Annotated in this window: 24 protein-coding genes; 10 read left to right on the top strand and 14 right to left on the bottom strand. The window is 61.7% G+C overall.

What is annotated here, in order from left to right; genetic code table 11:
• The first annotated feature begins 32 nt into the window (after positions 1-32).
• From ACR9Y2_RS02450 to mutM, 6 genes are read left to right on the top strand one after another with little or no spacing between them, the layout of a single operon-like run.
• A complete protein-coding gene (locus tag ACR9Y2_RS02450; protein WP_435039437.1) occupies positions 33-284 on the top strand; it encodes a hypothetical protein in 252 nt (83 codons plus the stop codon).
• Between the two features lie 7 nt (positions 285-291).
• Positions 292-954 (top strand): cyclase family protein, encoded by a 663-nt coding sequence (locus ACR9Y2_RS02445; protein WP_435039435.1) that lies wholly within the window; start codon positions 292-294, stop codon positions 952-954.
• 36 nt (positions 955-990) lie between these two features.
• Complete coding sequence (locus ACR9Y2_RS02440; protein WP_435039434.1) at positions 991-2,298, top strand: NCS2 family permease; 1,308 nt, start codon at positions 991-993, stop codon at positions 2,296-2,298.
• A gap of 2 nt (positions 2,299-2,300) precedes the next feature.
• Positions 2,301-3,092 carry a 5'-methylthioadenosine/S-adenosylhomocysteine nucleosidase gene (locus tag ACR9Y2_RS02435; protein ID WP_435039433.1) on the top strand — a complete coding sequence of 264 codons (792 nt, stop codon included), beginning with the start codon at positions 2,301-2,303 and terminating at the stop codon, positions 3,090-3,092.
• 50 nt (positions 3,093-3,142) lie between these two features.
• Positions 3,143-3,445 carry a Rieske (2Fe-2S) protein gene (locus ACR9Y2_RS02430; protein WP_435039432.1) on the top strand — a complete coding sequence of 101 codons (303 nt, stop codon included), beginning with the start codon at positions 3,143-3,145 and terminating at the stop codon, positions 3,443-3,445.
• The gene (gene mutM, locus ACR9Y2_RS02425; RefSeq protein ID WP_435039431.1) at positions 3,438-4,229 is read left to right on the top strand and encodes a bifunctional DNA-formamidopyrimidine glycosylase/DNA-(apurinic or apyrimidinic site) lyase; all 792 of its coding nucleotides are present in this window, start codon (positions 3,438-3,440) and stop codon (positions 4,227-4,229) included. Before ACR9Y2_RS02430 ends, mutM begins: the two co-directional genes overlap by 8 nt.
• A gap of 106 nt (positions 4,230-4,335) precedes the next feature.
• On the opposite strand, the gene ACR9Y2_RS02420 is transcribed toward mutM, so the two are convergent.
• The 10 genes from ACR9Y2_RS02420 to ACR9Y2_RS02375 form a co-directional block, all read right to left on the bottom strand.
• Positions 4,336-4,791 carry a CBS domain-containing protein gene (locus tag ACR9Y2_RS02420; RefSeq protein ID WP_435039430.1) on the bottom strand — a complete coding sequence of 152 codons (456 nt, stop codon included), beginning with the start codon at positions 4,789-4,791 and terminating at the stop codon, positions 4,336-4,338.
• Positions 4,792-4,793: 2 nt separating this feature from the next.
• Positions 4,794-5,834, bottom strand: a complete 1,041-nt coding sequence (locus ACR9Y2_RS02415; protein ID WP_435039429.1) for a 2-oxoacid:ferredoxin oxidoreductase subunit beta — start codon at positions 5,832-5,834, stop codon at positions 4,794-4,796.
• Positions 5,831-7,687 carry a 2-oxoacid:acceptor oxidoreductase subunit alpha gene (locus ACR9Y2_RS02410; RefSeq protein ID WP_435039428.1) on the bottom strand — a complete coding sequence of 619 codons (1,857 nt, stop codon included), beginning with the start codon at positions 7,685-7,687 and terminating at the stop codon, positions 5,831-5,833. Before ACR9Y2_RS02410 ends, ACR9Y2_RS02415 begins: the two co-directional genes overlap by 4 nt.
• 124 nt (positions 7,688-7,811) lie before the next feature.
• Positions 7,812-10,160, bottom strand: coding sequence for an ABC transporter permease (locus ACR9Y2_RS02405; protein WP_435039427.1), 2,349 nt, complete (start codon positions 10,158-10,160; stop codon positions 7,812-7,814).
• A gap of 45 nt (positions 10,161-10,205) precedes the next feature.
• A complete protein-coding gene (locus tag ACR9Y2_RS02400; RefSeq protein ID WP_435039426.1) occupies positions 10,206-12,080 on the bottom strand; it encodes a pyrroloquinoline quinone-dependent dehydrogenase in 1,875 nt (624 codons plus the stop codon).
• Positions 12,081-12,111: 31 nt separating this feature from the next.
• On the bottom strand, positions 12,112-12,558 hold the full coding sequence (locus tag ACR9Y2_RS02395; RefSeq protein ID WP_435039425.1) for a hypothetical protein: 447 nt from the start codon (positions 12,556-12,558) through the stop codon (positions 12,112-12,114).
• 14 nt (positions 12,559-12,572) lie between these two features.
• Positions 12,573-13,352 carry a hypothetical protein gene (locus ACR9Y2_RS02390; RefSeq protein WP_435039424.1) on the bottom strand — a complete coding sequence of 260 codons (780 nt, stop codon included), beginning with the start codon at positions 13,350-13,352 and terminating at the stop codon, positions 12,573-12,575.
• A 92-nt stretch (positions 13,353-13,444) separates the two neighbouring features.
• Positions 13,445-14,647, bottom strand: coding sequence for an ATP-grasp domain-containing protein (locus ACR9Y2_RS02385; protein WP_435039423.1), 1,203 nt, complete (start codon positions 14,645-14,647; stop codon positions 13,445-13,447).
• A 5-nt stretch (positions 14,648-14,652) separates the two neighbouring features.
• The gene (locus tag ACR9Y2_RS02380) at positions 14,653-14,880 is read right to left on the bottom strand and encodes a hypothetical protein (RefSeq protein ID WP_435039422.1); all 228 of its coding nucleotides are present in this window, start codon (positions 14,878-14,880) and stop codon (positions 14,653-14,655) included.
• Complete coding sequence (locus ACR9Y2_RS02375; RefSeq protein ID WP_435039421.1) at positions 14,877-16,067, bottom strand: ArsA family ATPase; 1,191 nt, start codon at positions 16,065-16,067, stop codon at positions 14,877-14,879. The genes ACR9Y2_RS02380 and ACR9Y2_RS02375 overlap by 4 nt, the downstream gene beginning before the upstream one ends.
• Before the next feature lie 87 nt (positions 16,068-16,154).
• Between ACR9Y2_RS02375 and ACR9Y2_RS02370 the strand changes: the two genes are divergently transcribed.
• Together ACR9Y2_RS02370 and ACR9Y2_RS02365 are read left to right on the top strand one after the other, a co-directional pair.
• Entirely contained in the window at positions 16,155-17,822 is a 1,668-nt protein-coding gene (locus tag ACR9Y2_RS02370) for an amidase (protein WP_435039420.1), read from the top strand.
• Positions 17,823-17,837: 15 nt separating this feature from the next.
• A complete protein-coding gene (locus ACR9Y2_RS02365) occupies positions 17,838-19,250 on the top strand; it encodes a glycosyltransferase (RefSeq protein ID WP_435039419.1) in 1,413 nt (470 codons plus the stop codon).
• Positions 19,251-19,266: 16 nt separating this feature from the next.
• Here the strand turns inward: ACR9Y2_RS02365 and dnaJ are convergent, their stop codons facing one another.
• Genes dnaJ through hrcA form a run of 3 tightly spaced genes read right to left on the bottom strand, consistent with a single transcriptional unit; the run spans position 19,267 to position 21,991 of the window.
• Positions 19,267-20,385 carry a molecular chaperone DnaJ gene (dnaJ, locus tag ACR9Y2_RS02360; protein WP_435039418.1) on the bottom strand — a complete coding sequence of 373 codons (1,119 nt, stop codon included), beginning with the start codon at positions 20,383-20,385 and terminating at the stop codon, positions 19,267-19,269.
• Positions 20,386-20,387: 2 nt separating this feature from the next.
• Positions 20,388-20,930 carry a nucleotide exchange factor GrpE gene (grpE, locus tag ACR9Y2_RS02355; protein WP_435039417.1) on the bottom strand — a complete coding sequence of 181 codons (543 nt, stop codon included), beginning with the start codon at positions 20,928-20,930 and terminating at the stop codon, positions 20,388-20,390.
• A 38-nt stretch (positions 20,931-20,968) separates the two neighbouring features.
• Entirely contained in the window at positions 20,969-21,991 is a 1,023-nt protein-coding gene (gene hrcA, locus ACR9Y2_RS02350; protein WP_435039416.1) for a heat-inducible transcriptional repressor HrcA, read from the bottom strand.
• 71 nt (positions 21,992-22,062) lie between these two features.
• Between hrcA and ACR9Y2_RS02345 the strand changes: the two genes are divergently transcribed.
• Complete coding sequence (locus ACR9Y2_RS02345; protein WP_435039415.1) at positions 22,063-23,514, top strand: sulfatase family protein; 1,452 nt, start codon at positions 22,063-22,065, stop codon at positions 23,512-23,514.
• Here the strand turns inward: ACR9Y2_RS02345 and ACR9Y2_RS02340 are convergent.
• Complete coding sequence (locus ACR9Y2_RS02340) at positions 23,486-23,884, bottom strand: hypothetical protein (RefSeq protein WP_435039414.1); 399 nt, start codon at positions 23,882-23,884, stop codon at positions 23,486-23,488. The genes ACR9Y2_RS02345 and ACR9Y2_RS02340 overlap by 29 nt on opposite strands.
• A 320-nt stretch (positions 23,885-24,204) precedes the next feature.
• On the opposite strand from ACR9Y2_RS02340, the gene ACR9Y2_RS02335 reads away from it, so the two are divergent.
• Positions 24,205-25,815, top strand: coding sequence for a glycosyltransferase (locus ACR9Y2_RS02335; RefSeq protein WP_435039413.1), 1,611 nt, complete (start codon positions 24,205-24,207; stop codon positions 25,813-25,815).
• Positions 25,816-25,916 lie beyond the last annotated feature (101 nt).

Raw genomic sequence — 25,916 nt, 5'->3', positions numbered from 1 at the left:
CCATTACCGCTTTAACGGTCCTACAATGAGGCATGGCTCGAGGCTGGGAGAGTAAATCGATTGAATCCCAGATGGAGGACGCTGGCAAGAGGCGCTCCGGCCAGGCTGACACACCATCTATGACAGAAGAAGAGCGTAAGCAGCAGGCTCGGTACAACCAACTGCAACTGAGCCGCACCCGGATTCAGCAGGAGATGCTGACCGCCTGCAACACACGGTTCCGCATGCAATTGGAGCGTGAGCTGGCCTTCCTGGATGAAGAATTGCAAAAATTGAAGACCTAACCGGCTCATGCCCCGATTCATAGAACTCAGCCATCCCATCATCGAGGGGATGAAGACCTTTCCCGGCTTGCCCGGTCCACAGGCCGTGCTCCTCTTCGATCACGCCGGCTCTCGCCGCAAGTACAAGAACCAGTCGGAGTTCCTCATCGCGTCGCTTCATCTCTGCGGCAACACCGGCACCTACGTCGATTCGCCCTACCACCGCTTCCCCGACGCGCCAGACCTCTCAGAGCTCCCTCTCGACCGCCTCGCCGACCTGGAAATCGTCAAGGTTGACGCGCGCCAGAACCTCGGGCGCGGCATTGGCCCGCACCTCTTCCAGGGTCTCGACCTGCGCGGCAAAGCCGTCCTCGTCCATACCGGTTGGGACCAGCACTGGAATAAGGAAGAGTACTTCCAACCTAATCCCTTTCTCAATGAAGACGCCTGCCTCTACCTTGTCGAAGCCGGGGCCGTCTTTGTCGGCATCGATTCCGTCAATATCGATGACATGGGTGACCTGCGGCGTCCTGCGCACACTGTCCTGCTCGGCAACGCCATCCCCATCTGTGAACACATGACCAATCTGGAAGCGCTCACAGCCAACTCGGGCCGCCTCCATGCCGTGCCCATCGCGTGGAAGGGCGGGGCCACGTTCCCTGTGCGTGCCTACGTCGTCCTACCCGACTGATCCCTGCCCACCCGACATTGGTATCCTGTTTACTCGATGCGGGCCCGCCTGGAACACTACTTCCAATTTCAGGAACTCGGCACCAACTGGCGAACCGAGATCCTGGCCGGTGTGACGACCTTCGTCACCATGGCCTACATCATCTTCGTCAACCCCTCCATCCTGCACGAGACCGGCATGCCAGCCACCGCTGTCACCGCGGCCACCTGCCTCGCCGCCGCCATCGGCTGCCTGCTTATGGGCATCGTCGCCCGCTATCCCATCGCCCTCGCCCCCGGCATGGGCCTCAATGCCTATTTCACTTACACCGTCTGCCTCGGCATGCACGTCCCCTGGCAGGTCGCCCTCGGCGCCGTCTTCCTCTCCGGCATCATTTTCCTGCTCCTCACCGCGCTGGGCATCCGGCAGTTGATCCTCGAATCCATCCCGCGCGAACTCTACGCCGCCGTCGCCGTCGGCATCGGCCTCTTCATCGCCTTCATCGGCTTCCGCAATGCCGGCATCATCAAAGCCGATCCTGCCACCCTTGTCAGCCTCGGCAACCTCCGCGATCCCGGCACCCTCGTCGCCCTCTTCGGCCTCATTCTCATCGCCGGTCTCATGACCTGGGGCGTCCGCGCCGCCATGCTCATCGGGATCCTGGCCACCACCCTGCTGGGCGCCGTCACCGGCCTGGTCCGCTGGAACCCGCAGGCTTACTCCCCCGCGGATCTCTCCGCGACTTTTTTCCAGCTCGATCTCGCCGGCACCATGAAGCTCGGCCTGCTCGAAATCGTCTTTGTCTTCCTGTTCGTCGACCTCTTCGACAATATCGGTACCCTCGTCGCTGTCGGCACGCGCGCCGGCCTGTTTGACCGGGACGGCCACATCCCCCGCGTCAACCGCATCCTGACCGCCGACGCCATCGCCTCCACCGCCGGAGCCCTCTGCGGCACCTCCACCGTCGTCAGCTACATCGAGAGCGCGGCCGGAGTGGTCGCCGGCGGCCGCAGCGGCATCACCGCCGTCGTCTGCGGACTGCTCTTTCTCGTCGCCCTTTTTATCGCCCCGCTCTTCGGCGTCATCCCGGCCCAGGCCACCGCCCCCGCGCTCATCATCGTCGGCGCCCTCATGCTCACCCATACCGAAGACATCGAGTGGAACAAACCCGTCGTGGCCATCCCCGCCTTCCTCACGCTGGCCGCCATTCCCCTCACGTTCAGCATCGCCAACGGTCTCGCCTTCGGCTTCACCTCGCATACTCTGCTGCGCGTCATCGCCGGCGAGTGGCGCAAGGTCAACTGGCTCGTCTACGTCCTGACGGCTCTGTTTCTGCTGCGGTTCTTTTATCTCGGAAAGGGATAACCATGACAGTCACTCGCCGTACAATGCTGGCGGCTCTGGCCGGTGGCGCCGCTGCCTCAGCGAAAGCCGCGCCGGACCTCCTGATCCAAGGTGCCCTCGATAGCGAACTCGGGCCCTTGTTGGAGGCCCTGTCCGGCCGCAAAGAAGTGCGGCTCCACGCCTGGACTTTCTGGACAGGCCGCATCGGCCGGCAGAACATCGTCATCTCACGGACCGACATGGGTCCCATCAATGCCGCGGCTGTCACTTCCCTCGGGATCCGCGAGTTCCAGCCCCGCGCCATCATCAACCAGGGAACAGCCGGCGGCCACAACCGCAGCCTCAAACTCTGGGATATTGTGCTTGGCGAGAAGACGACCGACTACGCCGCCTTCAGCGCCCTGCACGGCGACCCCGGCCAAGGCCAGAGCCCCGCCAATTGGAAGCCCGTCCCGCATCGCATCCGTGCCAATGGCCGGGACCCTGTTGCTTTCCCCTCCTTCACTGGCGATCCCCGCCTCCTGTCCGTGGCGGAGAAGGTCCAAAATCCGCGCGGCCGCGTCGTCCGCGGCAATATCGGCTCGGCCTACCAGTTCAACCGCCAGATCGATCACATCGACTGGCTTCACAGAACCTACGGCACCGACTCCGAGGACATGGAGAGCGCCTATTCAGCTGGAGCCGCTCTAGCAATGGGAGTGCCTCTCCTGGCCATCCGCATCATCTCCGACACCGAATGGGAACATCCCGCCTTCGAGAAAATCGCCGGCCATTACTGCGCCGAGTTCGTCGTCAATGTGGTGAAGGCACTCTAGCCGCGCCTCGAACCCACTTTCCGCCGTCCCTCGTGCCACCATAAAGAGGAATGGCTTTGGTTCGCGTAACAACGCTCACGTCCCTCCCGCCGGGCAGCATGATCCCGGCCACCATTGACGGCAAAGATCTCGTGATCTGCAACGATCAGGGCACCGTGCACGCCTTTGACGGCCTCTGCCCCCATCGCAACGGACCCCTTTGGCAGGGCAACTTCGTCGACGGCCGCATCGTCTGCCCGTGGCACGCCTGGGAGTTCCGCTGCGACAAAGGCTGCCTCGACTACAACTCTGATATCACCCTCACCCGCTTCCCAGTCGTCATCCTGGGAGACGACGTCTTCGTCGATGCCTGAGCTCCCCGAAGTCGAGACTATCGTTAGGACGCTCCGTCCGCGCGTCGCTGGACGCCGCATCCTCGAGGCCCGCTACCTCTCGCCCCATGCGGCCGGCCACCAACCCGAAGCCATGGCCGCCAGCCTCACTGGCCGCACCATCGTGGATCTCCGCCGCGCCGCCAAATTCCTCGTTTTCGACCTCGACCAAGGCGTGCTCTCCGTCCACCTCCGCATGACCGGCAAGCTGCTCTTCGATGCTGTTCCCGGCCCCTTCACCCGAGCAATCCTCACCCTCGACCCCGGCACCCTCATCTTCGACGATGTCCGCCAGTTCGGCCGCTTCCTCTGGTCGCCTGAACTCCCCGCCAACGTTTCGAGCCTTGGTCCGGACCCCTTCGAATGCCCGCCCGCCGCGTTCGCCCAGCGCCTCAGGGCTCGTCGGGCACACATCAAGCCACTCCTCCTCAATCAGCAGTTCATCGGCGGGTTAGGCAATATCTATGTGGACGAGGCACTCCATCGTGCAGGGATCCACCCTCTCGCCCAATCGTCCACCATTTCGGCCAGGCGAGCGCAACGCCTCCACACCTCGATCCTTGAGGTGCTGAGCGAGGCGATCGCGGCCGGAGGTTCGTCCATCTCTGACTATGTCGACGCGGAGGGCCGCGCCGGGAGCTTTCAGCGCTTCCACCGCGTCTACGACCGCGAAGGCGAGCCCTGCCTCCAGTGCGGCAAACCCATCCACCGCATCGTGGTAGGCCAGCGGGGCACTCACTTCTGCCCCGCCTGCCAAAAGCGCTAGCGCGGGGTGGGACGTTCATCCCCTGTCCCAAGATGCAAACTGCCGCAACCCTCAAAGGCGCCCAAAGTGTGGACAAGGCGTGAACGTCACCCAGCAGCGCGATCCCCTAGGAGGCCACTCCATACCCTCCCGAGATGTAATTCGTCAGGTGCGCGATTGTTTCCTCCTGCGCGGAGATCGTCCACTTCACCAGATCTCCAATGGAGACAACGCCCACGACTCTCTCGCCTTCGAGGATAGGCAAGTGCCGGATCCGCCTCTCCGTCATCAGCCGCATGGCCCCTTCCACCGTATGCTCCGGCGTCGCCGTCGTGACATTGGCCGTCATGATCTCCTCAACCAGTTCCTCTTTGGAGGAACGCCCTTTGAGGATCACCTTGCGCGTGTAGTCGCGCTCGCTAACGATTCCGGCCAGGCGCCCTTCGTGCATCACCAGCAGCGCGCCCACGCCTCTATCAGCCATCATTGCGATGGCGTCGTATACAGTGGCTTTCGGCTCCACCGCCCAGATGGCGGAGCCCTTGGCTCCCAGCAGGGATCCGATTTTCGCGGTTGGCTTCATGGCTATCGAAACTCCTCGATGATCTGTTCCAGCACTTGTCTCGTCGGTCGCACCCGCTCCACTGGCAGTGTCGCCAGCGGCACATCCACCATGTCCAGCGTCTCGGTGAAGTTGGCGCGCTTGTTGTCAAGGTAGAGGATGCCCGTCAGTACCTCCTGCCGCCGCGTGGCCTCATGCAGTACCTCCACGGCGTGGAAGCGGTCCGTCGGGTCATAGTCGTGCTCAAGTTTGTGCAACACCACCCGCGAGCCGTCGTGCAACTCCACCACGCGCGACTCGCCTTCCTCCAATTCCACCTCGATCTCTGCGAAACCCGGCACGAAATCCAACTCGTGCAGCGGTTCCTCGTGATCCTTCATCCAGGCATACGACTTCGTCGATCCCACATGATCGTTGAACGTCACGCAGGGCGAGATCACATCGATCACCGACAGCCCGTTGTGTGCGATCGCCGCCTTCAGAATCGCGCTCAACTGCCGTTTATCGCCCGAGAACGACCGCGCCACCAGCGTCGCCCCCAGCTCAATCCCCATCAGGCAGCAGTCGATCGGGTGCATCTCGTTCACGGTCCCCGTCTTTAACTTCGAGCCCACATCCGCTGTCGCCGAGAACTGCCCCTTCGTCAACCCGTACACGCCGTTGTTTTCGATGATGTACGTCAACGGTACATTGCGCCGCAGCATGTGCATGAACTGCCCGATGCCAATCGACGCTGTATCTCCATCCCCGCTGATCACCACGCACTGCAGCGTGTGATTGCCCAGCAGCGCGCCTGTCGCCACCGCCGGGGCCCGTCCGTGCACCGCATTGAATCCGTGCGACTGGCTCAGGAAATAGGCCGGGGTCTTCGACGAACACCCGATCCCCGACATCTTCGCCACTCGCCAGGGCTCCACGCCCATCTCGTAATACGCTTCAATCAGCCGTTCCGTAATCGAGTTGTGCCCGCAGCCTGCGCACAGCGTCGTCTTGCCGCCGCGGTACGGCAGAACCTCCAGCCCGATCCGATTCGTCTTCTTCGGGGCTGCCGGAGCCGTGCTCATAGACCCTCCTGCCGGACGATCTCATCCGTCACCGTGCGCGCGTCCAGCGGCAGCCCGCCGTAATACCGCACGCTCCGCAGTTTTCCAATGCGCTCCGGAGTCATCTCCAGTCGCATCAGCATCAACAGTTGCCCGTCCCGGTTCTGGTCCACCACGTACACCCGGTCGTGCCGGTCGATGAACTCCTCTAGCTCCTTGCTGAACGGATACGAGCGCAGCCTCAGCCAGCTTGGATTCAGCCCGCGTTCCCTCGACAACTGATCCCGGCTCTCGCGTACCGCATACCGCGACGTCCCGCAGCACACCAGGCCCACCCGCGCGCCTTCCATATAGTGCACGTCCGGAGCCGGCGCCTGCGTTCGCATATTCTCGAACTTGCGGTTCAGCCGGTCCATGTTGTGGATCCAGTCGTCCTCGCGTTCGCTATATCCCGCCTTCTCGTTGTGGCCCGTCCCACGCGTGAAGTATGCCGCCCCCGGATGATCCGTGCCCGGCAGCGTGCGGTATGGAATCGCATCCCCATCCACGTCTTTGTACCGCGCAAAACCGCCCAGCTTGCGCAGCGCCTCCGCGTCCAGCACCTTGCCGCGCACCAGCGGCTTCTCCGGATACGGGAAGGCTTCCGACATCCAGTTGTTCATACCCAGGTCCAGGTCCATGTTCATGAACACCGGAGTCTGGAACTGCTCCGCCAGGTCGAACGCCTCCTGCGCCATCGTGAAACACTCTTCCGGCGACGACGGGAACAGCACCGGATGATGCGTGTCCCCATGCGACAGCAGCGCATTGCTCACAATGTCACCTTGCATCGTGCGCGTAGGCAGGCCCGTCGAAGGTCCCACCCGCTGCACATCCACCACCACCACTGGGATCTCCGCGAAGTAGGCCAGCCCGATGAACTCCGACATCAGCGAAATGCCCGGACCCGACGTGCATGTCATTGACCGCGCACCCGCCCAGCCCGCGCCAATTGCCATGCCGATGGAGGCCAGTTCGTCCTCCGCCTGCACCACTGCATACGTGGCCTTCTTCGTCTCTTCATCGTGCCGGAACCGGCCCAGGTAGCTGATCAGGGCCTCGGCCAGAGCTGACGACGGCGTAATCGGATACCACGTCAGCACCGTCACGCCGGCGAACAGGCAGCCCAGCGCGGCGGCCGTATTGCCGTCGAGAATGAGCTTGCCCGCCGTCTTATCCATCGGCTCCACCCAGTAGGGATCGGTCTTGACCAGGTTCTTCTCCGCGTAGTCGCGCCCGGCCAGCACCGCGCCCCAGTTGAGTTCCGCCGCCTTCTTCTTCTTTTCTCCGAACTGCTTGTACAGCGCCTTCCTCATCTCCTCCAGATCGATGCCCAGCAGGTGCGCCACCACGCCGTCATAGATCATGTTCCGCACCAGCTTCCGCAGCTTGGCCTCCGGACACACCGGAGCCACCAGCTTGTCGAATGGCACCGGATAGAAGTGGATGTCATCCCGCAACTCGTTCAGATTCAGTGGGGCGTCGTACACCGCCGCCGTCCCTGGAGCCAGGTTCATGACGTCCTCGCGAGCCGTCTCCGGATTCATCGCGACCAGGAAGTCGATCTCCTTCTTACGCCCGATATACCCCTGTTTACTGGCGCGGATCGTAAACCACGTGGGCAACCCGGCGATATTGGAAGGGAAGAGGTTCTTGCCCGAAACGGGCACGCCCATCTGGAAGATGGAACGCATCAACACATTATTGGCGGTTTGGCTGCCCGAGCCGTTCACGGTGCCGACCTGAATACTGAAGTCGTTCACCACTCGCTGCTTACTGGGCAACGGACCGGACCGCTCCGCCGACATGGACGGGGCAACAGGGCTGGCATGCATCCTTTGCCTGCCTCCTTACCTTAGGTGGGTTGATTATAGGCGACGAAAGCCTCAAGATCCAGGGGGTCTAGTCAGGACGAGTCGACTTACTGGATGGCCGGGTCCTTGACGCCGGTACTTGAGGCTATTCCCAGCGGAGCGCGATTTGCGGATCGACCCTGCTAGCCCGGCGGGCAGGGAAGTAGCAGGCAGCCATGGCTACGACCAGCATCGCTGCTGATGTTCCTGCATACAGGAACGGATCACCCGGATTTACCTCGAACACCATGGCTCTGATTACTGGGCGGAGGGTCGCGGCCGCAACCAGGCCCAGCAGCAGGCCGGCGACACATAGCAGCAGGGCCCGGCGAAGAATCATGCGCTGGACCGTGCGGGTGCCGGCTCCCAAGGCCATTCTGATCCCGATCTCGCGGGTACGCTGTGTCACCGACCAAGAAATCACGCCGTAGATCCCGATCAGCGCCAGAAGAAGCGCCAGGCTTGCGAATGCCGTGAGCAGCCCCATTGTGGTGCGGCGGGTGCTCGAAGTGTCCTGGACGATCTGCGGCATGGAGAGCACGTCGGAGATGGGAATAGCGGGGTCGATGGAGTGGATCGCCTGACGGGCAGTGTTCGCAAGTTTGTCGGGGTTGATGGTGGTTCGGATGATCAGGAAGTTCGCCGCCAGGCTGGGGAAATAGAAGTCGTTAGTGGGTTCCGAGTCCAGCCCGAACTGGCGGACATCGCCGGCGACCCCGATGATCGTCGAGTAGCTGGGTTTGGGGCCCCAGGGCCCGGTAACGAACTTCCGGCCAACGGGATCATCTCCCGGCCAGAAGCGCCTGGCCGTGGTCTCGTTGATGATCACCACGGAGTCGTTCACGTCACGCTCAGTGAATTCGCGGCCTGCCTTGAGAGGGATGCCAAGGGTCTGGAGGTAGCCGGGACTGACGATGCGCAGTTCCGCGGAGGGCAGGCTGTCGGGGTGGATGAGGGGGCTGCCAGGTACGTTGAAGCGTATGGAGAAAGCGCGATTGGCGACGAGAGGCAGCGTGTTGGCGGCAGCTACAGCCTGGATGCCGGTCTCGGACTGGAGTTTCTCCTGTATGCGGTGGTAGAACTCCGCGGGCTTGCGCGACGACGGAATGGAGACACGCATGGTGAGCAGGCCTTGCGTGCGGAAACCGGGATCGACGTGCATGAGCCGCAGGAACGACTTCACGAGAATGCCGGAGCCGGCGACCAGGACCAGCGCGAGGGCGAATTCGACGACGACGAGAGAGCTGTGGGTAGTGGCGGTGCGGCTTGCTTTGGAAGGGCCGGGACGGATCGTGGCGTTGAGGTCCGTGCGGGCGGCATGCAGCGCGGGCGCGAGTCCGAAGATGACTCCAGTGAAGAGCGTGGCCGCGACGGAGAAGGCGATGACGGGCGCGTTGAGCTGAGTGGATTCCGGCGCGAAGAGGGCGATGGCCCAGGCGGCCATGAGGAACCCTGCGGCTCCACCTGCGAAGGCGAGGAGGAGGCTTTCGGTGAGCATTTGACGGATCATGCGCCAGGCGCCCGCGCCCAGGGCGGCCCGGACAGACATCTCCTGCGTGCGGCGGCTGGCTCTTGCGAGTAACAGGCTGGCCACGTTCGCGCAGGCGATCAGGAGGACCAGGGCAACTGCGCCGAGTAGAAGCAGCAGGACGGGGCACTGTTTGGCCGTGAGGTCGTCCTGCAGGCCACTGACGAGAGAGCCGAAGCCGCGGCTGGTGGTGGGATGTTCAGCAGTAAGGCGCCGGCAGAGGGCGGTGAAGCGTTGATCGACCTGTGCCGTCGTGACGCCCGGCTGCAGGCGGCCGATGAAGCCCAGGGAATGGCGGACGGGGTTGGTGAGCTCGTCAGCAAGCAGTGGGCCCTTGGGCAGCCAGAGATCCGCCCAGTCAGGGAACTGGTAGGCGGCAGGCATGACGCCCACCACGGTGTAGTCCTGCTCGTTGAGACGGACTCCACGGCCGATCACTTTAAGATCCGAGCTGAATTGGGTCTGCCAGAGGCGGTGGCTGAGGAGGAGGGAACTGACCGGTTCGTTCGTGGCGAAGCCGCGGCCTAGTGCGGGTGTGACTCCGAGAGTAGCCAGCAGATTCTCAGAGATGAATGCAGCGTGGACCTCGGTGGCTTCACCGCCGGGCGGCATAAGTTGGAGATCCTTGGGCACGTGTCGATACCAGGCGGATTGGGCGAAGAGTCTGGCTTCGCCCTGAAGCCCCTCCAGTTCCAGTGGAGAGATGCCCAACTGGGGGTACTGCGGCAGGTAGGTATCCCACACCGCCACAAGACTTGCGGGGTTGTGGAAAGGGAGGGGCTTGAGGAGGGTGGCATGAACGACGCTGAAGATCGCTGTATTGGCACCGATGCTGAGGGCGAGGGTGAGTACGACGACGGCGGTAAAGCCGGGAGCGCGACCCAGCATGCGCAACGCGTAGCGAAGGTCCTGCAAAAGACCGCCCACGGCTACCTCCTGATGATCTGAGTGGACGGAGCAGCCTTGATTTCGTTACGGCAGGCTGAAAACGACAAGCGTGTTGTCGAGCTTTCCGAGGTTGGATTCATGGCCGCCCGCGGCGACAGCGACGAATTGTTTCCCGCCAGTCTGGTAGGTCATGGGCACGGCTCGGGAACTGGCCGGGAGTTGGCCGCGCCAGAGTTCCTTACCGGTCTCGATGTCGTAGGCCTTGAGGAAGGGATCGAGGGTGGCTCCCAGGAAGACGAGACCTCCAGCCGTCGCGATGGGCCCGCCGAGGAGAATCGAGCCGAACTTGGCGGCGACGGCATCGGGCATACCCGGGAAGGCGCCGACGGGCACCTGCCACTTCAGGGCTCCAGTAGACGCGTCGATGGCTGCAAGGGTACCCCATGGCGGAGGCGTGCAGGGAACGCCGCTGGGGGCGCGAAGCAGGATGCGGGACATGGCATAGGGAGCGCCTTTCTGCTCAGTGATCTCGGCTCCGATGCGGTTAGTGCTGCGCGCCTGTTTGAAGTCGGCGACGGGAATGAGCTTGATGACGGCGGCGAGGTTGTTGACTGGGACGATGAGGGTGTTGTGATCGCGATCCCAAGCGAGTCCGCCCCACTGCATGCCGCCTACATTGCCGGGGATGATGAGCGAGCCTTGCAGGCTGGGGGGCGTGAAGATGCCCTCGTTGCGCAGGGCGGCGATCTGGTCACGGCACCAGGTTTTGTCGCTATCGTTCAGGCCGAAGGCTTCGTCGGCCTGGAGGCTTTGGCGCGTCCACGGTTTGGGCATCAAAGGCACTGGCTGGGTAGGCGACGCCTGTTCGCCGGGCACGTCACTGGCAGGAACCTTACGCTCCTCGACGTCAAACAGCGGCGCTCCGGTGGTACGGTCGAGCAGGAAAAGGTGGCCGGTCTTGGAACCGAAGGCGACGGCGGGGATGCTCTGGCCGCGTCGCTGGAATGTGAAGAGCGTGGGCTGGTTGGCGACATCATAATCCCATATGTCGTGGTGGACGGTCTGGAAGCCCCAGACACGCTCGCCCGTGGTCGCATTGAGTGCGACGACGGAGTTTGCATCGCGATTGTCGCCGGGGCGGAGGCCGCCGTAGTAGTCGGGACTGGAACTGCCGGTGGGGAGGAATACGAGGTTGCGCTTGGGGTCAGTGGAAATGATCGACCAGGTGTTCGCCGCGCCCGTATTGGCGGTGTCGATGGGATGCCAGGTCCACTTCAATGCGCCGGTGCGGGCATCGAAGGCGCGGACTTCCCCGGAAACGCTGCGGGCGCGGTGGTTGTCGGCGATAGCGGAGCCCACAATCACAAGGCCGTTGATGACCGCGGGCGGAGAGGTCTCTTCAAATTCGCCTTTGTATTCGGGACCGCGTTTGAGGCCGGTCTCCAGATTGATCTGGCCTTGGTCGCCGAAGTTGGCGCAGGGTGTGCCCGTGGCGGCATCGAGTGCGGTGAGCCGGGCGTCGATGCTGGAGAGGAAGATACGGTGGCGGCACGGGGCTCCGGCTTTGGCATTGGGGTCGGCCCAGAACGTGACGCCGCGGTTGGCGAAGTCGCCATAGTTGCCTGGGATGATCTTCGCGTCGTAGGACCATTTCTGCTTACCAGTGGCAGCGTCGAGGGCAAAGACGTGGCCGTAGGGCGTGCCGATATACATGACGCCGTCGATCACGATGGGTGTGGCCTCGAAGGCGGGCGCTCTGCCCTGGCCGGGCGGCGTGAGGGGCTCGCCGGTGGAGAAGGTCCAGGCAACTTTGAGGGAGGTGACGTTGCGGCGATGGATCTGCTTGAGCGGAGAATATTTCGATCCTCCTTCATCGCCTCCGTACACGGGCCAGTTGGTGTCTCCGGCGAAGACGGTACAGCACACGAGTAGAGCGGCCCAGCGCCAGTGAGTGAACATGAAGGCAGTGTCGCAGGTTCGTGCGAGGGGCTCAACGCCGCCTGAAGATCGCTCTGGTGGCGTCCACTCCTTCCCAGCCTGTGATGAGGAGCGCCCCAGCGGCCCAGAGGTAGTGGCCGATCAGGGGCTGCATCTTCTCGTTTCTGAAGAAGACCCATGTGATCACCAGGCAAATGGCGACGGGGTATAGCAGGCAGCGGCGGGCTCGGAGTGCCGACCCGGTGAGACGGGCGCCGAAGTAGAGCAGGACGAATACATTCAGGAGCCCGCTTCCGAACGCCAGGGGATCCATTTCGGCCGGTTCGACTATGCTGAACAGGGTAACCTGGGCGCAAACCCAGCCCCGTAATTCCGAACCTGAGACGCGTACCGCTGGTAGAAAGAAGCTGACCAGCATCAGGGCCGAGCCGAGGATGAAAAGGACGGTGGATGCCCTTGGGGGATCGGCGTCTATTCCTCTGTCCGGTTGCGCTGGCATGACTCGTGGCCGGACTAAAGCGCGAGCTTGCCTTCGTACATCATGTCCTTCAGCTTGAACTTGCGTCTGATGGACAACTCACCGAGCTTCGTTGAGAACTCCACTTCCTTGTCTTCGAGTTCAATGATGTGCGTGCGCGGAAAGCTGAAACTGAAGGCAAACGAATTCGTCTGCGAGACCTGGACCACCAGCGGCTGCAGCTTGTCATGTCCCTTCCAGCTGAGGGTGGTGGCTTCCTTAATCTCTGCTTCCACTTTGGGGGTGAGTTTCCGCGGGCGTTCCGCGGGCGCCTCACCTCTTCTGGGCGGGCCGGAAACGTTGACGATGTAGAACTGGTCATCCTTCTCAACGAACGCTTTCGCCTGCGGCGAGGTAGAGGCCTCGGCCCCCATTTTCGAATAGACGAAGGCCAGCTTCATGGGCAGGGCGCTCATCCATCGGACGGTGTAGATGATGCTGGGCGCGGCCGCCGGCCCGTCGTTCGTCACGCCACGGCCTCCGCCGCCGGCGCCGGATTCCATGGCGCCGCCCGCATCCGCTGAGGGCATGGAGACGCCGCCTCCTCCACCACGGCCACCACGGCCTCTTCCTCCGCCTCCGGCGGAAGGGATGCTCGATCCAACCGTGACCGAAACCGGCTTGGCCCAGGGGGAATCGGTGAGGATGTGCTGTAGCTCTTTCTCACTCCACTCCGCGGGTTTCTTTGCAGCCCAGGGCTCCTCGGCCCACACGGGCACGGGCAAGGCTGCAGCACTTAACAGGTAAAGGGCATCGCGGCGATTCCAACCGGGCATACAGGACCTCCTGAGTACGATTCACTCAGAAGCATACACCAAGGATGACGAGCCCGCCACCGGAGCAGCAGGCCCGATTGTCTCCGACCCGGTCATTCCGTAGGCGTCGACTTGGCCGGGGCATACGCCCAGAAATCCTGCTGGACGCGGTCCTGCATCTCGCTGAGCAGCTTTTGCACGTTTGTGTGCGATTCATCCTTCACGATGAAGCCAACATGATGCTTCTTATCCATGCGCCAGGCGATCTCGGGATATTGATAAGCCGAGGTGTCTGGATGCTCCTGCCTGGCGAGTGAGACAATCAGGCCGGCATAATCGCTGCGTGCCGCGGGCACACTGTACTCGCTCTTGCCGCCGGCCACTTCTATCCGGGCCCATTCTGCCCAGAGGTTGATGCCGGTGGCCGCTTCGACCAACTCGGCGATGTGGGCTCCGCCAACCCGGGCAGCGGTTTCCAGGAAGTACACTTTGCCGTCGAGCTTGCCGATGATGTACTCCGTATGGGAGACGCCGCGGACCAGGCCAAGGGATTTGAGCAGGTGCTGGTTGAGCTCCAGCAGTTCCTTCTCCTGTTCGCTGCCGCGTTCCAGCAGTCGGGTCGTGAAGATACCACCGCCCTGGGCGACGTCGAGGGGCGGGCGTCCGTAGCCGCTGGCAACGGCGAACAGGATCTCCCTGTCGTTCACGATGGAGTCGACATGGAATATATCGCCGGGTACATAGCGCTCCAGCAGGTAGTTTGGTGCGTTGTCTCCAAGCTCATGGATGAGCGTCCAGAGTTCGTCCGCCGTTTCCACTTTGCGGATGCCGATGGATCCGGCGAAGCTGCGCGGCTTGAGAACCCAGGGGGCGGGGGTGCGTTCGACGAAGCGGCGGATGCGCTCGTGGTTCAGGATGTGAACGAACTCCGGCACGGCGATGGCGGCTTCGTTGGCGCACATGCGCATGGCGAGTTTGTCGCGGAAGCGGCGCACCGTGGTTTCGCCCATGCCGGGGATGCGGAGGTGTTCGCGCAGGGAAGCGGCCAGCTCGAGGTCGAAGTCGTCGAGGGGGACGATGCGGTCGAGGTGCTCAGTGCGGGCGAGGAAGGCGACGGCCTTGAACGTGTCCTCGCGATTCCACACCTTGTTGTCGTCCGGCATGTAGAAGATCTCGTCGACGGCATCGCGCGGCCATTGGTCTTTGAGGCTAAGCGAGGTGAGCAGCAGGACTCGGGCGCCTTCGGCCTTGGCCCGATAGAGGAAGGCATCGCCCTTCTGGTAGCTGGCGATAGCCAGGATTGTGGGTGGACGCATATAAACTACTCGACCGGGACCTTCGTACCTTTGGTTTCGGGATGGGAGAGGTTCTCGATGCGAGCGTCGATCAGTGCGCGGATGCCTTTCAGGAACTCGATACGCGCTGTGTCAAAGTGTTGTTTTGCGCCTTCGGGCGGGCCGATCTTGCGCAGGAACTCACTCATGGCTGGCCCGGCGCCGCCGCAGAAGCAACTGCCGCAATTTGCCGGATTGGTCTTGTCATCGATCATGGGCGCTCCTCCATCCTGACACTCAGGATGCCACCATCCAGCTTCGCGCGCACGGGGGTCAGCGCCATCATGGAGGCGGGCAGCCCGATGTGCCTACGGATGGTTCCGATTTCGACGACGAGCTCGTCGCCTTTCTTGAACAGGCCCACCTCTCCTTTTTCCGTAAAGGGCACGCGGAGGTGGACCAGATAATACCCTTCGTGTTTGGTGAAGTCGTAGGGACGTTCCGTGCGGGTGACGGCGGCCGGGTCTGACTGGTCTGCATAGAGGACGCGCGCCAGTTCGGTGATGCGCGGCAGCCCGAGTACTTCGTGGGGGAACAGCGGGATCTTCGAGACCGGCACAGGGTCGAAGTAGGTTTCCACTTCTCCCAGGAAGCGTTGTTGTGAGGCGCGCCACTCCTGAAAATAGGCGTCGGTGATCGAGTCGGGCAGTACGCGGTTGACGATCACCTGATCCACGGTGAGACCGTGTAGTGAGAAGTAGACAAAGGCGCGCTGGGTCTCGCGGATCACCATCTTTTCGACGTTCGTTACCAGGCGGACGCTGGTAATGGTGGGATCTTCCATCAGCGTGTCGATGCCTTCGATCTTGTTGAAAAGCTCCTTCACGTTCGCGAAGTAGGAATCGGGTGGCAACTCGACCGGCGAGACACGGTTCGCAAGCGGTCGGACTGCCCGCAGGATTCCGCGCTGCAGGGGAAAAATATGCTTCATGTACCAGTCGAGCGTGGTGGGCATCGACACGAAACGGAGGCTTTCCGCGGTGGGCGCGCAGTCGAGTACGACGACGTCGTAGCGCGATTCCCGCCGGTACTGGTTGACGTACATCATGGCGCTCAGCTCTTCCATGCCGGGGAAGATCGCCATCTCTTCGGCCTCAACGTCATTCAGCCCGGAGGTGCGCAGAACGCCAGTAATGTAGCCGGCGATTTCGGCCCAGTGGCGCTTGATCTCCTTCTGGATATTGACTTCGTGGATCGAAAGGTTGGGGGCGATCTCCAGGGGTTCCGAAGTCTTCGCCTGGAAGAGGCCCGATTCCATGTCGAATGAGTCGGCCAGCGAGTGCGCCGGGTCCACGCTCATTACCAACGTGCGATACCCCAGTTCCGCCAGGCGAACCCCGGTCGCGGCGGCGACACTCGTTTTGCCGACGCCTCCCTTGCCGCTATAGAGAAGAATGCGCATCTGAGTCCTATGATGCGCCCAGTTGTCCAGAAGTGCGATTTTACGCCGCCGATGCCGCACCGGGACGGTGGATTACCATGGACATTCATGGAGCGTCGCCAGTGGTTGCAGTTAATGGCCGTCCTTTCGGCCACCCAAACCGTCCCCGCCCAGCCACCTGAGCGGCCGCCCACCCCCAAATTCTCGCGCGATCAGGTGACGTCTGCCCTGCAATTGCTGGGGCTCGAGTTCACCGAGTCCCAGGTGGATGCGATGCTGCCGGGGTTGGGGCGCGCGGTGGCCGACTACGAGAAGCTGCGCAAAATCGACATACCGCTCGATACCGAACCGGCGGTCAGCTTCCATCCCGGCCTGCCGGGCAGACAGCCAAAGGCGGGGCCGTCGCGGTTCACGCCGCTCGCGAGGCCGGCGCCGGCGAAGAAAACGTGGTCCTCCGTAGAGGACCTGGCGTTCGCACCCGTCACCGAGCTTTCGGCTCTCCTTCGCGCCCGGCTTGTGACTTCAACTGAGCTCACAAGAATGTATCTGGACCGGCTGAAGCGCTTCGGCCCGAAGCTGCTGTGTGTCATCACCCTGACCGAGGAAGTGGCGCTGCGGCAGGCGAAGGCGGCCGATGCGGAGATTCGCGCCGGCAAGTATCGTGGGCCTCTGCACGGCGTTCCCTATGGACTGAAAGACCTCTTTGCCACCAAGGGAATCAGGACGACCTGGGGCGCGGAACCGTTTCAGGATCAAGTGCCGGACTATGACTGCACAGTCTACACGCGGCTGAAGAAGGCAGGCGGAGTGCTGCTGGGCAAGCTCTCGATGGGGGCCCTTGCCCAGGGTGGACTGTGGTTTGGTGGAATGACCAAGACGCCCTGGAATCTGGAATTGACCTCCAGCGGGTCGTCCGCAGGTTCCGCGGCATCGACCGGAGCAGGCTTGGTTGGATTCGCGATCGGCACGGAAACGCGCGGCTCCATCATCTCGCCGAGTATTCGATGTGGGACGGTTGGCCTTCGCCCGACCTACGGCCGGGTGCCGCGGACGGGAGCAATGGGACTGAGTTGGACAATGGACAAGGTCGGACCTATCTGCCGTTCCGTCGAGGATTGCGCACTGGTACTCAACGCGATGTATGGACCAGACGGGCACGACCGCACCGTCACCGCCGCTCCGTTCCACTGGGAGCCGCGGCAGCCCCTGGGCAGGTTGCGCGTCGGTATTGCTCAGAAATCGTTCGACCAGATGGCGGCCGGCGAATCGAAGGACGTCTACCTCAAGGCCATTGAGGACCTGAAGCAGGCTGGGGTGAAGCTGACTCCAGTCGAAGTGCCCGATTCCATGGCCGGCGCGCTGGGTTTGATCCTCACGGCGGAAGCCGCAACCGCCTTCGACGACATTACAAGAGACGGCCGGGTGAGCCAGTTGAAGGGTCAGGCTTCGGGCGACTGGCCGAACACTTTCCGGACCGCAAGGCTGATTCCGGCGGTGGAGTACCTCCGAGCGCAGCGGGCGAGAACTATCCTCGTGGAACAAATGGAGAAATTCTTCGACAATTGGGATGTGGTGGTGTGCCCGCCGTTTTCGAGTCTGGGGTCGACAAACCTGACGGGTCACCCTCAGGTGGTTGTGCCCTGCGGCTTTGTAAAGGGAATGCCACAAGGCTTGAGCTTCCTGGGCCGGTTGTGGGAAGAGGGTGCTCCGCTTCGCGTGGCGCTAGCGTACGAGCAGGCTACGAAATGGCATCTGCAGAGGCCTCCGCTGGCTTAAACGGCTGAACAGACGATGCCCTTACTTTCGATTATTGTGCCCGCATTCAACGAGGAAGAGTTTCTCGGTGCATTGCTGGGCCGGGTACTCGCGACCCCCCTGCCGGAGGGTTTGAACCGGGAAGTGGTGGTTGTGGACGACGGTTCGGACGACGGGTCCTGGGAAATCGCCTCCCGATTTGCGAAAGACTACCCTGGCCAGGTGCGTGCGTTCCGCCACGAGAAGAACCAAGGCAAGGGAGCTGCCGTTCGCACCGGCTTGCAGTACGTGGCGGGTGACTACACAGTCATCCAGGATGCGGATCTGGAGTACGACCCCCGTGACTATAGCAAGCTGCTTTCGCCGCTGTTGACGGGCAACGCCGACGTCGTCTACGGAACGCGGTTTGCGGTGGGGACTGAGCGCCGCGTGCTGTACTTCTGGCACTCGCTGGCCAATTGGTTTCTGACCAACACGGTGAACCTCTTCAGTGATCTAAACCTGACCGATGTCTGGACCTGTTACAAGATGTTTCGGACATCGCTCATCCAGAGCATCCCACTGCGCAGCGATGGTTTCGGCTTCGAGCCGGAAGTGACCATCAAGCTGTCGCAGAGGCAGGTACACATCTACGAGACGCCCATCAGCTATCACGGGCGCACGTACGAGGAAGGCAAGAAGATCGGCAAGTGGGACGCGGTAATCGCCCTGCTGACGGTCCTGCGCTTTGCGTTTCTCAGAGACATTTACAAGGAGTCGGGGCCGGAAATCCTGGATACGCTCTCGGGTGCGATGCGGTTTAACCGCTGGATGGCGGATACCATCCGGCCCTATGTTGGGCATCGGGTACTGGAAATTGGCGCGGGGATCGGCAATCTGTCGCGCTGCCTGGCGCCGCGCCGCGAGTTGTACCTGGCGTCGGATATCGATGAGGAGCACTTGGCGCGCCTGCGGTCGCGATTGTCGCACCGGCCCAACTTCCGCGCTGTGACCTGCAATCTGAGCCATCCGCCGGATTTCGACGATTTGGAGAATCTGGTGGACACCATTGTCTGCCTCAACGTCCTGGAGCACGTCGAGGACGATCGGACGGGCCTGCTGAATATGCACCGCACGCTGCAGTCTGGCGGGCGCGCCATTATCCTGGTGCCCGAAGGAATGTCCGTGTACGGCGAACTGGACCGTGTTCTGGGTCACTACCGCCGTTATTCAGAAGCCGAGCTCCGCGAGAAGGTGCTGGCCGCCGGGTTTGAGATCGAGGCATTGTTCGGGTTCAACCGGCCTACCCGGCCCGGCTGGTGGTTGAACGGACGGATCCTACGCAAACGTAGTTTTTCGCGGTTCCAGCTCGCCATCTTCGACCATCTCGTCTGGCTGTGGAAGCGAATCGACGGGTGGTTGCCGTGGTCTCCCACCTCGCTGATTGTGGTGGCGCGGAAGCCGCGATGAAGCGCGGCTCCCCGTGCTACATCAGATAATCTTTGAGCTTGTCGAGGATGCTCTTTTCCTCGGGTTCGTTTTCCGCCGGCAGAGTTTCGCGCAACTGTTCCATCAGCTTGCGCTGTTCGCGCGTTAGTTTGCGAGGCGTGCGGACCTCAACATGGACGATGAGGTCACCCCGGCCGCCACCGTTCACGAACGGCACGCCTTTGCCGCGCAGCCGTAGGGTCTCGCCGCTCTGCAGGCCTTCGGGCACCTTCATGCTCTCCAGCCCCTCAAAGGTGAGGACATGAATCTCGGTCCCCAACGCCGCTTGGGCGAAGTTGACGGGCACGATGCAGTGTAAGTCGTACTCCTTGCGCTCGAAGACCGGATGAGCCTTGACGCTGAGGAAGACATACAGGTCGCCCGACGGCCCGCCATTTGCTCCCGGTTGGCCCTCGCCGCTGACGCGCATCTTCATCCCCGTGTCGACACCGGCCGGGATTTTAACCTTTAGTTTCTTCGAGGTCTGGATGTACGCTTCGCCCTTACACTGGCGGCATGGGCGCCTCAGGATCTTGCCGGAGCCGCCGCACTGGCCGCATGTCTTGCGAATGGAGAGGAAACCCTGTTGGTAAAAGACCTCGCCTCGACCGCGGCAGACGCTGCAGGAGGTCCACCCATCCTCGCTCTCCGCGCCGCTGCCCTTGCAAGACTGGCAGGCTTCGAGCCGTGGCACCTGAATTTCCGCTTCCAGGCCGCGGATCGAGTCTTCAAACGAGATTTCGAGGTCGTAGCGGACATCGTCACCGCGCTGGGCCCGATTGCGGCGCCGGCCGCCGCCTCCGCCGAACAGGTCCCCAAAGCCGAAAAAGTCCCCGAAAATGTCGGCGAAATCCGAGAAGGCGTCAGGATTGAACCCCTGCTGGCCCGCGCCGCTGACACCCTGGTGGCCATAGGTATCGTAGGTGCGCTTCTTCTCGGGATCGCTGAGCACGCTGTACGCCTCGGCGGCTTCCTTGAACTTCTCCTCCGCTTCCCCATTCCCGGGATTGCGGTCAGGATGGTACTTCAGCGCGAGTTTCCGGTAGGCGCTCTTGAGCTCCTGGTCGTTGGCGCTTCGCTCAATGCCTAATATCTCGTAGTAGTCGCGCTTGCTCACGTTCAACCCTTCACCGCGACTTTCACCATCGCCGCGCGCAGCAGGCGGCCCTTGAAGATGTATCCACGCTGATACTCGGCCACGATCGTATCTACATCGACGTCGGGCGATTCGCAGCGGTCAATGGCGAAGTGAATGTTCGGGTCGAACGGCTTGCCCTCTGCCTCAATCGGCTCCAGGCCGAGTTTGCGCATGGCGTCAGACATCCGCTGGTAAATGAGCGCCATTCCGCGCGCGTACTCCGAGTCGGCCACGTCCATCTTCTGGGCGCGCTCGAAGTCGTCGAGAATGGGCAGCAGCGCCTTGAGGGCGTCGTAGGAGCCATATTCGATGGCCTCTGCTTTCTCCCGCTCCGTTCGCTTTCGGAAATTGTCGAATTCCGCCGCGAGCCGAAGCATGCGGGCGTTCAATTCGGCCTTTTCCTTCTCCAGTTGATCACGCTGTGCGGCCAGGGCCTCGAGCTGCGCGGAGGCGTCACTGATTGCTGCCACATCCTCGCTTTCGGGCATGGGCACAGCCTCGGCGTTGGTCGTATCTTTCTCCATCTTTTCTTCCAAGTTTCAGGGTAACAGGCGTCTAACGTCTATTGTGGCAGAGTTTTCAGGACCAACCCAACGTGTGTGACTGCTGCCAGCACACGGGGGTAGTTCATCCTCATGGGACCCAGGACGGCCATTTTGGCCTGCAGTCCGCCGGGCATCTCCACAGTAATTCCGATGAGCGAGAAGTCGCGCATGGCCGGATGCGCATCCCCCAACCCGATCTGCACCTGGATGCCATCGCTGCTATCCGCCAGGAACTGGTCGAGGAGTTCCATCAGCCGCTTCTTCTCCTCCAAGGCCCGGAAAAGATCCCGCAGCCGTTCTTTGGTCAGGTGCAAGTCGATGCCGACAAGGTTGGAGGCGCCTTCCAGGTAGATCTGAGGCACCATTCCGATTTCCAACATCCCCTGCGAGTATAGAATCGTCAGCTTGCGGAGAAGGGAGTCATACGTGGCACGCTCCTCCAATAGCCGCCGACCCAGCTCGCGGCGGATGTCCTGCAAACTCCAGCCGCCAAATTCCTGGTTGACATAGTTGCGGATGGAGGTCAGCTCACTGGGGGAAACCGGCTCAGTCAGATGCGCCACCTGATTCCGAACGAACCCATCGCTGGTGACGACGACCATCAGAATACGAAGTTCTGAGAGGGGAACGAGTTCCAGGTGGTCAAGGCACTGGCTAATGGCTGGAATCGCGGCCACAATGCCGACGTTGCGGGTGAGTTCGGTGAGCAAGTGCGAGCTGTGCTCGGCGCGCTCCTCCAGGCTGTTGCGCTGCACGAGTTCCTCGCGCAGGCGGTCGAGATTCGCGCCCGGCACGCGCGAAGCGGCTAGTCCCTGGGCGAAGTGCTTGAAAGCCTTGGGTGTTGGGACTCGTCCGGCGGAGGTGTGGGGCTGGTCCAGATAGCCCAGATCCGCCAGATCGGCCATGATGTTGCGGATCGTGGCGGCGCTCAGGTTGTCTTTGCGCACCCGTGCGATGCTGCGCGAAGCAACAGGTTCACCGGTCTCGATGTACATCTGCACGATGGAGTGCAGCACTTCGACTGTTCGAGGAGACAACATACCCCTACCACCAGATTATAATCACGACTGTGCTGACGCGAAGGGCCTTTGCTGCGGGAATCGCCCCCGCGGTGATTATCCGGGGCCAATCCACCACGCGCCCGAACCTGCTGTTTCTGATGGCGGATGACCACGCTGCCTATGTCATGGGGTGCGACGGAAACCGCCAGGCCCTCACTCCAAACCTCGATGAGTTGGCTGCAGAGGGCGTGCGCTTCGCGGCCCACCATTGCAATTCTCCCGTATGTACACCGTCGCGGCAATCCCTGCTGACGGGGCAAATGCCGCATTCGGCCGGCGTGACCGTGCTGGGCACACCCTTGTCCACCGATAAACCAACCCTGGCTAAACAGTTACGCAAGGTAGGCTATCGCACGGCGGTGTTCGGAAAAATGCACTTCAACCGGGCGGCGGAGCCGGGTTTGCACGGCTTCGATACAGTTTGGACTGAAGATGTAATTGATCGCGAGTGGAGGCGTCAAGTCCCCTCCACGCCCCTGCCGGAAGGGACGAGAGCGAAGTCTCTGCCCTGGAGGCCCTTCCAGACGCCTGCCCGGGAATGGCTCAATGCGGCGAAACTGCCCTATCCCCGCCGGGACGCCGAGATGAAGGGAACTTTCATCGTCAACCAGGCGATGCGGTATCTGGAAGAAAATGCGAACACGCAGTTCGCGCTGTGGGTCAGCCTGATGGAACCGCACTCGCCTTTCGATTTCCCGCTGGAAGATGCCGGGGTGATGGATCCGGCACGGTTCGCTGTTCCCGTGGTGGGGCCGCGGGATGGCGGTCAGATCCCGCTGATCTTCCGTGATCTTTCCTCCCCCGAGAAGCAGGGAATCGCGGCGGCATACTATACATCGGCGTATTTTCTCGACCGGAACCTGGGCCGGGTGCTTAAGAAGCTGAAGGACCTGCGCCTGGACGAAAATACCCTGGTCGTTTACACCGCCGACCATGGTTACGATTTGGGTCAGCACGGCCGGTTTGAGAAGCACTGCGGCTACGATCCGGCCCTGAGAGTGCCCTTGATCTTGCGGCAGCCAGGGAAAATCCAGCCTGCGGTGGTAAAGCGATTCACCGAGCATCTGGACCTGGGGCCCACCCTGCTGTCGCACCTGGACGCTCCGCCATTGCCCGTGCAGCACGGCCAGTCGCTGTACTCGGGCCGGAAGCTGATTGTCAATGAGTATCTGGAGAATGAGGAAGTTTTCGTCCGGACTGACCGCTGGAAGATGCTGTACGGCAGCGGCCGCAGGGCCCGCACGGATGGCTACTTAACCGACAACCCGACCCCGGGCCGGAATACCCGCTTGTTCGATCTTGCGGCGGACCCAGGAGAGTTCCAGGATGTCTCGGCCGCACACCCCAAACAGGTGGAAGTCCTCAAGAAGGCCGCCCTGGAGCGATTCCGGAATACGCATCCCGATGCGGCACAGGAACCCTCTCAGGGTGGGCTCGACGAACTACTGGATTTCTATCTGGTTCCTCGGGATGCTAAGCCTGCACCACTGCGGCCTGCTTGAACATGGCCTCGGTTTCCGGTTTGAGCAGGACCCAGAAGCCATACAATGAGACGCCGGTGCCGAGCGGGAAATGCAACAGGTTGACGGCGGCCAACACCAAACCCAGGATGCGGGCCCACGGCCGCACGTAGTAAAGTCCGAAGCCTAACACCAGGCAGGGCAAGGACATCACAAGAATAAGCGTGATGACAATGGTGGATGCCAGCTGGATTAACTCAACTGGGACGGCGGCTGCCTCATCGACCACATTAGCCAGCAGGATGTGAAGGAAGGACGCTCCGGCGAAGGTGAACACCGCGGCGAGTACGCCGATTCCACCCAACACGATGTTGAACCACGCGAGTATCCGAACGTGCGTTGCTAAGGGCATGCCGCTTCCTCCTCGAACCTACACTGACCATCTTACGACCGTAGGCGCCTGGTAGTTCCCCCAATGTATGCCCTAAAACGGCTGGATAAAACCAGCAGTGCTCCGCGGCTGCTGCGAGCCATGGGAGATCGGGACTACTCCGATAAGGACAATTCTGAAAGAACAGAATGACATCCTTTGATGTAAAATGTTGAAGTTGCGAGTAATTGCAGAATCGTCCAGACCGTGCCGTCCGCAGGTGCAGTGCGTGTTTCGCCCGCACCGGCGTCCTCCGATCAGTCGCAACGGCATTCGCGGTTAACGGGAACGGGCGCAAACCTATGGATCTAATTGGTTCGTTAGCACTTATCCTAGCCCCCTCGAAGGTAGATCGCTGGACCCGGGCGCTGACTGACAACACCTTTTCCGGCATCCACCAGCTGGGATGGTTCGATTGGCTGTTGCTCGTCCCCTACTTCGTCCTGCTAACGATTCTGGCGATCTATGGCGCACATCGATATGCGGTTGTCCGCAGCTATCTAAAGTACAAGCATCTTGTCCCGCTGGTGCCCAAGACGCGGTTCGAGGCGCTGCCTCCGGTGACTGTCCAGTTGCCGCTCTTCAATGAACGGAACGTGGTCGACCAACTGCTGGAGTCTGTGCTCAAGCTTCGGTACCCGAAGGACCTGCTGGAGATCCAGGTTCTCGACGATTCCACCGACGACACACATCCTTATACGGAAGCCCTGGTTGCTCGCTTGAAGGCGCAGGGAAACCCAATCGAGTACATCCATCGGACGGATCGGACCGGATTCAAGGCAGGTGCTTTGCAGGCTGGGATGGCGCAGGCCAAGGGTGAATTCATGGCCGTCTTCGACGCCGACTTCATCCCGCCGGAAGATTTCCTCGAGAAGACGATCCACTTCTTCTCCGATCCGAACATCGGTGTGGTGCAGACCCGCTGGACCTACCTGAACCGCGATTTCAGCCTGTTGACGGAAGTGCAGGCGCTGATGCTGGATGGCCACTTCGCGCTGGAACATGTCGCGCGGTTCGGCCAGGGGCTGTTCTTCAACTTCAATGGCACGGCTGGCATTCTGCGCCGGACGATGATCAACGATGCCGGCGGCTGGCAGCACGACACCCTCACCGAGGACTCGGACCTGAGCTACCGTGCACAACTCAAGGGCTGGCGTTTCATCTATTTGCCTTGGATCGAGTGCCCCAGCGAACTGCCTGTGGATACGTATGGTTTCCAGGTTCAGCAGCAGCGGTGGGCAAAGGGGCTGACCCAGGTGGCGCTGAAGTTGCTGCCGTCGATCTTCCGCGCGAAGATCGGTTGGCGGGAGAAGGCAGAGGCATGGTTCCACCTGACTCCGAACCTGAGCTACCCGCTGATGGTGATTGTGTCGGCGCTGATGCTGCCGGTCATGATCGTGCGGTTTTACATCGGCTGGGGCCAGATGCTCCTGATCGACGCTCCGCTGATCATCTGTTCGTTCTGGTCTGTCGTCACCTTCTATCTTTTGGCTGAGCACGAGCTCTACCCGAACAACTGGAAAAGGGCGATCTTCATCCTTCCCTTCCTACTGGCTATGGGCGTGGCCCTGACGATTTCGAACACCAAGGCGGTGATCGAGGCCCTCATGGGCAAGCAGTCGGCGTTCGTACGGACCCCGAAGTACGCTCCGAAGGCCGCAGGCAGCCAGGGTGCTACAGCTTACAAACGGAAGTCCGGATGGCTGCCCTTCGCTGAGATCGGCATGGGCTGCTTCTTCCTTTTCATGGCTTTGTACTGCGTCGAGGTCATGAACTTCTTCGCTCTTCCTTTTCTGATGATCTTCGTCAGCGGGTACTTCTGGGCTGGATTTTCCACGCTCTGGCAGGAGCACCAAGCGCGGCTCCGCTATCAACGTGATGCGGCCAAAGTTGAAGTCGAGGCTGTAAGTTAACGAGTCTTCAGCCTCTCCTGAACGGCCGATTCCGTGCGTCTATCAACCCCGAGGGAAGCCCTACGTACGTTGAAGCCGGAAGGTTTCTTTTTTTGTCAGAT

Origin of the sequence: Paludibaculum fermentans, from assembly GCF_051172195.1 — a bacterium.
Classification (GTDB): Bacteria; Acidobacteriota; Terriglobia; order Bryobacterales; family Bryobacteraceae; genus Paludibaculum; species Paludibaculum fermentans_A.
This window is presented reverse-complemented; position numbering and strand designations above follow the sequence as displayed.

Excerpts from the sequence above, each read along its gene's own strand:
- ACR9Y2_RS02450 (WP_435039437.1), top strand. The coding sequence starts at position 33 with ATGGCTCGAGGCTGGGAGAGTAAATCGATTGAATCCCAGATGGAGGAC.
- ACR9Y2_RS02445 (WP_435039435.1), top strand. The coding sequence starts at position 292 with ATGCCCCGATTCATAGAACTCAGCCATCCCATCATCGAGGGGATGAAG.
- ACR9Y2_RS02440 (WP_435039434.1), top strand. The coding sequence starts at position 991 with ATGCGGGCCCGCCTGGAACACTACTTCCAATTTCAGGAACTCGGCACC.
- ACR9Y2_RS02435 (WP_435039433.1), top strand. The coding sequence starts at position 2,301 with ATGACAGTCACTCGCCGTACAATGCTGGCGGCTCTGGCCGGTGGCGCC.
- ACR9Y2_RS02430 (WP_435039432.1), top strand. The coding sequence starts at position 3,143 with ATGGCTTTGGTTCGCGTAACAACGCTCACGTCCCTCCCGCCGGGCAGC.
- mutM (WP_435039431.1), top strand. The coding sequence starts at position 3,438 with ATGCCTGAGCTCCCCGAAGTCGAGACTATCGTTAGGACGCTCCGTCCG.
- ACR9Y2_RS02420 (WP_435039430.1), bottom strand. The coding sequence starts at position 4,791 with ATGAAGCCAACCGCGAAAATCGGATCCCTGCTGGGAGCCAAGGGCTCC.
- ACR9Y2_RS02415 (WP_435039429.1), bottom strand. The coding sequence starts at position 5,834 with ATGAGCACGGCTCCGGCAGCCCCGAAGAAGACGAATCGGATCGGGCTG.
- ACR9Y2_RS02410 (WP_435039428.1), bottom strand. The coding sequence starts at position 7,687 with ATGCATGCCAGCCCTGTTGCCCCGTCCATGTCGGCGGAGCGGTCCGGT.
- ACR9Y2_RS02400 (WP_435039426.1), bottom strand. The coding sequence starts at position 12,080 with ATGTTCACTCACTGGCGCTGGGCCGCTCTACTCGTGTGCTGTACCGTC.
- ACR9Y2_RS02395 (WP_435039425.1), bottom strand. The coding sequence starts at position 12,558 with ATGCCAGCGCAACCGGACAGAGGAATAGACGCCGATCCCCCAAGGGCA.
- ACR9Y2_RS02390 (WP_435039424.1), bottom strand. The coding sequence starts at position 13,352 with ATGCCCGGTTGGAATCGCCGCGATGCCCTTTACCTGTTAAGTGCTGCA.
- ACR9Y2_RS02385 (WP_435039423.1), bottom strand. The coding sequence starts at position 14,647 with ATGCGTCCACCCACAATCCTGGCTATCGCCAGCTACCAGAAGGGCGAT.
- ACR9Y2_RS02380 (WP_435039422.1), bottom strand. The coding sequence starts at position 14,880 with ATGATCGATGACAAGACCAATCCGGCAAATTGCGGCAGTTGCTTCTGC.
- ACR9Y2_RS02375 (WP_435039421.1), bottom strand. The coding sequence starts at position 16,067 with ATGCGCATTCTTCTCTATAGCGGCAAGGGAGGCGTCGGCAAAACGAGT.
- ACR9Y2_RS02370 (WP_435039420.1), top strand. The coding sequence starts at position 16,155 with ATGGAGCGTCGCCAGTGGTTGCAGTTAATGGCCGTCCTTTCGGCCACC.
- ACR9Y2_RS02365 (WP_435039419.1), top strand. The coding sequence starts at position 17,838 with ATGCCCTTACTTTCGATTATTGTGCCCGCATTCAACGAGGAAGAGTTT.
- grpE (WP_435039417.1), bottom strand. The coding sequence starts at position 20,930 with ATGGAGAAAGATACGACCAACGCCGAGGCTGTGCCCATGCCCGAAAGC.
- hrcA (WP_435039416.1), bottom strand. The coding sequence starts at position 21,991 with ATGTTGTCTCCTCGAACAGTCGAAGTGCTGCACTCCATCGTGCAGATG.
- ACR9Y2_RS02340 (WP_435039414.1), bottom strand. The coding sequence starts at position 23,884 with ATGCCCTTAGCAACGCACGTTCGGATACTCGCGTGGTTCAACATCGTG.
- ACR9Y2_RS02335 (WP_435039413.1), top strand. The coding sequence starts at position 24,205 with ATGGATCTAATTGGTTCGTTAGCACTTATCCTAGCCCCCTCGAAGGTA.